The organism is Clostridium chromiireducens, from assembly GCF_002029255.1.
GTDB lineage: Bacteria > Bacillota > Clostridia > Clostridiales > Clostridiaceae > Clostridium > Clostridium chromiireducens.
Genome location: NZ_MZGT01000133.1, coordinates 1 through 6,852, shown reverse-complemented (window position 1 = coordinate 6,852; position 6,852 = coordinate 1). Strand labels below are relative to the sequence as shown.

Below are 6,852 nucleotides of genomic sequence, written 5' to 3'. Positions count from 1 at the left end.
CTATACATAAGTAATGTAATAATATTCAACATTTATAAAATAAAGGTTGGAAGTCTAAACTATACCTCCAACCTTACCAAATGATCATATTACTTTTTGAAGTTTACACAAAAATCTTGACAGACTCGAATGTAAATAAAATTTAATTGACAACAAAAAAAGATCCCAAGGTTAATTAAGCCTTGGATCTTTTTTTACATTTATTTTTCTTAATCAAAACTAAAAAACTATTTATTACTTCTGTAGTCTTTTTAGCATAGTCATCAACTACTTCATCAATTCCATCGAAAATATATTTTAAACTGCATCCTTCACATTTATTAAGTATTCCATCATTAAGCAAAGAACATCTAAGCTCATCATCAAAAGTAGAATTTCTAATTGCAAGAGCTATTTGCTTTTTATCAAATACATTTCTTTCTTCTGAGCTAGTCTTAATTTCATTTCTAACCATTTTACAACACACTCCAAAACTTATTTGCAGCATAAATATTATTAGCTGCTATTATGGATATATGTTTTAAATCTATGAATCACATAAAGAGTATCTATGGTACTATGGCTTAGAATATATATATTCTGCTATTCTACGTTAATTATAACATATCTTGTAACTATCACATTATCCGATTTTCAAAGTACACATTCTTATTACTACGTCAATCTACATATTACGTAAATTATATGTCTGATAAACGCATGTAAATTGTAAAGAAATAGACGAGCCAAGTATCTATAACATTTTTATTCCAAAATCCAGAAATATCTTTCCTTGTTAAATTAAAAATTAATTTTACTTTCAAACAACAATAGTTGTATACTGCAATTAAATATGCTATTATTTCTACAAGGAGTGATATTTTTGAATGAAATCAACGGTAAGAATTTTAGAGAATTAATAAGGATGCTTGAAAGAAAACTGGGATTATTGAATAAACAAGATGTATGTTGTTCTGAAGTTACATTAGCTCAATGTCACGCATTAGTTGAAATAGGAAGAGCAAAGGCTATTTCGTTAAAAGAATTGGCTAATATTCTAGGATTAGATGTTAGTACTATGAGCCGGACAGTTGATAGCCTTGTAAAGAAAGAATTCATAGTTAGAGCTCCTTCTAAAACAGATAGACGAAGCGTAGTTATAGAGCTAACAGACAAGGGATTAACTATTTTTAATGATATAGAAAATACAATGGATAAACAATTCGAGAACATTTTTAAACAAATCTCTGGAGAAGATCAACTGACTGCTTTAAATGGATTGAGTATTATTATTGATGCGTTGAATAAAAATGATAATCCATTTATCTGTAGCAAAAATACTTCTACTAATAATTGTGATAATTTAAGTGACTAAATTAAAAGAATTCATCTTACGTATGTTTAATAAATTGATGAATTCTTTTCTTAAATAAGTATATCGGAGGGTATAATAATGAATCAAAGTAAAGACTATTTTGATAAAGTTGCATCTAATTGGGACAATATGAGAACAGACTTTTTTTTAGATGAAGTACGACTAGTAGCTTATAATACTGCTAATATTGAAGAAGGTAAAATAGCAGCTGATGTAGGGGCTGGCACTGGCTTTATAACAGAAGGATTGATAAAAAATAATCTTAAGGTAATTGCTATTGATCAATCTGAAGAAATGCTTAATTTATTGAAAGACAAGTTTTCTTACTATAAAGATCTTAAATGCGTCCAAGGCATAGGTGAAAATATACCTATTAATGATAACTCAGTAGATTATGTATTTGCCAATATGTTTTTACATCACGTTGAAAATCCAGTTATAGTGTTAAAAGAAATGTACAGAATCTTAAAATCAGGAGGAAAGCTTGTAATTACTGATTTAGATGAACATAACTACGAATTCTTAAAAACTGAGCAATTTGATGTTTGGATGGGTTTTGATAGAAATAAAATCCTAGAATGGTTTAAAGATGCTGGGCTTGAGAATGTAACTATAAACTGTGTAGGCAGCAATTGCTGCGCTGATTCTAAGTGCGGATGTGATAAAGCTAGTATAAGTATTTTCGTTGCGTATGGAGAAAAAATTTAATTAACGCATTTTAATAAAACTATATTTTATTATTTATAAAGGGGTTAATAAACTATGAATTATACAATTGAAGAAATGAAAAAATCAGATTGGGAAGAAGTTGCAAAAATATATTTTGAGGGCATTAATACAGGTATAGCAACATTTCAAAACTCTATTCCTACCTTTGAAGAATGGAATACTGGACATGTAGAGTCTTGTAGATTAGTTGCTAAATCAGAAGGAAATGTTCTAGGTTTTGCTACGTTAAGTCCTACATCCAGTAGAGCTGTATATTCAGGTGTTGCCGAAGTAAGCATTTATATAGGCGAAAATTATAGAGGTCTTGGAATTGGACAATCTCTTCTTCTAAACTTAATTAGATTATCAGAAGAAAATAATTTCTGGACTCTACAATCTGGAATAATAAGAGAAAATGCAGCTAGTATAGAACTACATAAAAAATGTGGTTTTAGAGAAATAGGTATAAGAGAAAAGGTTGCTAAAATGGATAATGGTGTATGGCATGATACAGTCTTAATGGAACGTAGAAGTAAAATAGTTGGGATTAATTAATTCCCTTTAAAAAATATCCTTTAGATAATGTGTCCTAAAAAATAGAAAACTAACATCTATTTTTTAGGACACATTTAATTTTATTGATTTATAATTTTAAATTAATTATTATCTCCTTTAGAATATGAAAAATATTTTCTTCCCCAGTACAATGCAACATTTACTAATGCAATCATTACTGGTACTTCTATTAATGGCCCTATTACTGCTGCAAAAGCTACCCTTGATTGAATTCCAAATACAGCTACTGCTACAGCTATTGCAAGTTCAAAGTTATTACTTGCAGCTGTAAATGATAAAGTAGTAGTTTGATGATAATTTATACCTGATTTGTAACTAATATAGAATGATATAGAAAACATCACTATAAAATATATCACAAGCGGTATTGCTACTTTAACAACATCTAAAGGAAGTTCTACAATATATTTTCCTTTAAACATAAACATTACTACTATTGTAAATAACAACGCTATTAAAGCTAATGGGCTAATCTTAGGAACAAACTTTCTTACATACCATTCAGTTCCCTTCATAGGTTCTAGTATTAGTCTAGTAAGCATTCCTAATAAGAAAGGGATTCCAAGGTAAATTGCAACTGACGTTGCTACTTCTCCAATTGAAATATGAACTTCATATCCTGTAAGACCGAATATAGGCGGTAGTACTGTAATGAAAAAATACGCAAATACAGAGTAAAATACTACTTGGAATATAGAGTTAAACGCTACTAATGCAGCTGCATATTCACTATCTCCATCTGCTAAGCTATTCCAAAGAATTACCATTGCTATACACCTAGCTAGTCCTATAAGAATAAGGCCTGTCATTAATTCTGAGTCAGATTTCAAAAATACAAAAGCTAATACAAACATCAAGATTGGTCCAATAAACCAATTTTGTACTAGTGATAAACCAAGAACTTTAGGATTCTTAAATACTTTTCCAAGTTCCTTATAATTTACTTTTGCAAGTGGTGGATACATCATTACTATAAGACCTATAGCTATTGGTATTGATGTTGTCCCAATAGATAAACTCGCTAACCCTGCTGATAGCGATGGTACTCCCCATCCTAATAAAATTCCTAGCGCCATTGCTGCAAATATCCATAGCGTTAAGTATCTGTCTAAGAATGACAATCTCGATGATTTATTACTCAATTTTGATTTCCCCCTATTTAAAATTATTAATCTAATTTGATTTCATTACTTTCAATTCTTTTTGCTAAATCTTTTATCTTTTCTTCTATGATTTTAGCTGTTAATATAAATTCCTCATCACTTTTACCGCTTGGATCTTCTAATCCCCAATCTTCTCTATGCTTAGATGGTAAAAATGGACATTGAACATTGCAGCCCATTGTTACTACGACATCAACCTGCGGAATATCACTTAATAGCTTAGATTTTTGAGTTTTATTCATATCAATTTCATATAAATCTTTTATAATCCTTACAGCATCTTGATTTATTTGTGGCTTTGTTTCTGTTCCTGCTGAATAGCTTTCAAAAACCTCACTTCCGTAAAGTTTTCCTAAGGCCTCTGCCATTTGTGATCTGCATGAATTGTGTACACATATAAATGCTACTTTTGTTTTCATATTTTTCATCTCTCCCTTGTAAATCTATTGAATTAAATTACTTAAATTCTTTCCTCTTACTTCATCAGCTTTCCACTCAATAATTGCGAAATTGCCATCTGATATTTCATCAACTTTATTAATCCATTGAATTTCATTGCTTGCCTTTGCCTTTAATATCTCATTAGTAGTACCAGCTACATAAAGACTTGAATTTATTACCCACCATTTACTATGAATTTGTGCTCTTTCTAAATCCTTTTGAAGTCTCATAGCTTCATAAACAGGTGTTGTTTCAGCTAAAGTTACAATAACAACTTCAGTTTCTTTTTCATTTCTTAATCTAGGCAATAACTTTATTACCGACTCTGGTATATCCCCTTCTGATCTAGAAATTTCTTTATTATAGCTTTCTGTTGAATCTAAAAGTAATAAAGTATGACCTGTTGGAGCCGTATCTATTACCACTATTTCATTTTCTGATCTTTCAACGATTTCTGCAAAAGCCCTAAATACTGCTATCTCTTGAGTACAAGGAGATCTTAAATCTTCCTCAATATACTCTATATCTTCATCAGTCATATTATTTTCTCTAGCCTTACTTAAAACTTCCTGTCTGTACTTTTCAAATTCTTCTTTTTCATCAATATTACTTAGAGAAATACCATAGCTTTCATCTAATACAAATTTTAAATGAGCTGCTGGATCAGTAGTTGTTAAGTGTACCTTTTTACCTTTTTCAGCTAAACCTAATGCTATTGCAGAAGCTATAGTCGTTTTACCAACTCCGCCTTTACCCATTGTAAAGATAACTTTTTTATCACTAATATAAAGATCTTCTATGACATTCTTTAATTTTGGTATATCAGTTGAATTTAAAGAATCCTCACTAATTTTAATATGGTCTTCTTTAAGTAAAGCTCTTACATTCTCAAGTCCTGTTATATTATAAGGTCTTAAAGGAATTTCAAAAGTCTCTATATCCTTAAATTTAGCTGGCATATTTTGAAGTGCTTTTTGCTGCTTTTCATAAATAGCTGTTGAAAGTTCATCATCATTATTTTGAAGCACACCATTTATAATTAATATTTGATTGTTTACTCCTATTTCTTGAAGTTCACTTGAAGCTCTTTCTGCTTCTTTTAAAGGTGAAATTTCAGGACGAGATACAAGTACAAGTGTTGTTTTATCTTTATCTGCCAAAGTATCTACTGCATTTTTATATATTTCTTTTTTCTCTTCAAGTCCCGCAAGCTGACCCAAACATGATGCTCCATGAGTACTTTCACTTATAAAATTACTCCATGCAGAAGGCAATTGCAGCATCCTTAAAGTGTGACCTGTTGGAGCTGTATCAAAAATTATATGATCATATTCATTAAACACTTTTTCATCAGTTATCATTCCTGAAAATTCATTAAATGCTGCAATCTCAACAGTACACGATCCTGATAATTGTTCTTCCATGTTATCTATAACTGCTTGTGGTAACTTTCCTCTATATGGGGCTATTACACTTTCTCTATACTCAGCCGCAGCAGCTTCTGGCTCAAAATTTGCAACAGTTAAGTTTGGAACTTCTTTTATTTGAATCCCTTTATTATTTAACTCTGTATTAAATACATCTTGAAGGTTTGAAGCAGGATCAGTGCTTACAAGCATAATCTTTTTTCCTTCATCAGCTAAATTTAAAGCTAATGCACAGGCTGTTGAAGTTTTACCAACTCCTCCTTTTCCTGTGAAAAATAAATACTTCGTTAAATTTAGTTCCTTTATATTAAATGGTTTAAACATAATTTTCTCTTCCCTTCCACGTAAATATGCTCACTTTTTCAATAAGTCACTCACATTCTTCTTAGCAACATCCATCCTTACAGCCACAGCCTGTAGCTGGTTTCTTTATGCTAGCTTTCTTTATAGTAAGTTTTAAAGTATCTGCTGGTATTTCTAGTAAACTGCAAAATTCTTCGTTTGTAGGATAACTGCCCTCTTTGACTACTACTCCATCTACCATAGTTACAGGTAAGGCTTCAACACCCTTAGTATTTAAAATTTCATTTATTACTTTATTATCTACAAATATTTGTGGGTTGCTTGTTAAGTTGTGTCTTTCTACTAATATGCCTTTATTCTTTAAGGTATTTAAAGCTGTTGAAACTCTTAATAACTCTTTATCTACAGATGGTCCGCAAACACCTGTTGAACAACACATAGCTGGGTCAAATATTATCATTTTTTTCATTTTACAAAACTCCTTTATAAATAATTTTTAATATCTAATTTCTTATTTGCAAGTGCATTTAGATTTATCTTTACAAATGCAATCTTTTGTTTCTGTTACAACGTTCATCATAAATAATGTAAGCTTATTGCAATTATTAATATTTAAACTGTAATAATTCCAAAGGCCTTCTTTTCTTACTTCTATAAGTCCACAATCACTTAATACTTTCATGTGATGTGAAAGTGTCGGTTGAGTAAACTCAAAATATTCTAGAATATCACATGCACATCTTTCACCACAAGATAATATATCTAATATTTTTAATCTACTAGAATCAGATAGGGCTTTAAAAATTTTCGCGTTTTGTTCATAATCCATATTCATTTACACCCTTCCTATATAGATGTTTATCTATATATAATATAGACT

Annotated in this window: 9 protein-coding genes; 3 read left to right on the top strand and 6 right to left on the bottom strand. The window is 30.2% G+C overall.

Features of this window, described 5'->3' with window-relative positions; translation table 11 throughout:
• Positions 1 to 175: 175 nt before the first annotated feature.
• The gene (locus CLCHR_RS23565) at positions 176 to 454 is read right to left on the bottom strand and encodes a hypothetical protein (RefSeq protein WP_079442381.1); all 279 of its coding nucleotides are present in this window, start codon (positions 452 to 454) and stop codon (positions 176 to 178) included.
• Between the two features lie 408 nt (positions 455 to 862).
• Between CLCHR_RS23565 and CLCHR_RS23560 the strand changes: the two genes are divergently transcribed.
• The 3 genes from CLCHR_RS23560 to CLCHR_RS23550 all read left to right on the top strand — a co-directional run bounded on the left by CLCHR_RS23560 (position 863) and on the right by CLCHR_RS23550 (position 2,617).
• Positions 863 to 1,354: a MarR family winged helix-turn-helix transcriptional regulator gene (locus tag CLCHR_RS23560; RefSeq protein ID WP_079442380.1), complete on the top strand. Its 492-nt coding sequence runs from the start codon at positions 863 to 865 to the stop codon at positions 1,352 to 1,354.
• A gap of 78 nt (positions 1,355 to 1,432) precedes the next feature.
• Positions 1,433 to 2,062, top strand: coding sequence for a class I SAM-dependent methyltransferase (locus CLCHR_RS23555; protein WP_079442379.1), 630 nt, complete (start codon positions 1,433 to 1,435; stop codon positions 2,060 to 2,062).
• A gap of 54 nt (positions 2,063 to 2,116) precedes the next feature.
• Positions 2,117 to 2,617: a GNAT family N-acetyltransferase gene (locus CLCHR_RS23550; protein WP_079442377.1), complete on the top strand. Its 501-nt coding sequence runs from the start codon at positions 2,117 to 2,119 to the stop codon at positions 2,615 to 2,617.
• Positions 2,618 to 2,718: 101 nt separating this feature from the next.
• Here the strand turns inward: CLCHR_RS23550 and arsB are convergent, their stop codons facing one another.
• The 5 genes from arsB to CLCHR_RS23525 form a co-directional block, all read right to left on the bottom strand.
• Positions 2,719 to 3,780 (bottom strand): ACR3 family arsenite efflux transporter, encoded by a 1,062-nt coding sequence (gene arsB, locus CLCHR_RS23545; RefSeq protein WP_079442376.1) that lies wholly within the window; start codon positions 3,778 to 3,780, stop codon positions 2,719 to 2,721.
• A 26-nt stretch (positions 3,781 to 3,806) separates the two neighbouring features.
• Entirely contained in the window at positions 3,807 to 4,220 is a 414-nt protein-coding gene (locus CLCHR_RS23540; RefSeq protein ID WP_079442374.1) for an arsenate reductase ArsC, read from the bottom strand.
• Positions 4,221 to 4,244: 24 nt separating this feature from the next.
• Complete coding sequence (arsA, locus tag CLCHR_RS23535; protein ID WP_079442372.1) at positions 4,245 to 5,993, bottom strand: arsenical pump-driving ATPase; 1,749 nt, start codon at positions 5,991 to 5,993, stop codon at positions 4,245 to 4,247.
• Between the two features lie 61 nt (positions 5,994 to 6,054).
• Positions 6,055 to 6,441 (bottom strand): arsenite efflux transporter metallochaperone ArsD, encoded by a 387-nt coding sequence (gene arsD, locus CLCHR_RS23530; RefSeq protein WP_079442370.1) that lies wholly within the window; start codon positions 6,439 to 6,441, stop codon positions 6,055 to 6,057.
• Positions 6,442 to 6,483: 42 nt separating this feature from the next.
• Entirely contained in the window at positions 6,484 to 6,807 is a 324-nt protein-coding gene (locus tag CLCHR_RS23525; protein WP_278337032.1) for an ArsR/SmtB family transcription factor, read from the bottom strand.
• Positions 6,808 to 6,852: the final 45 nt, after the last annotated feature.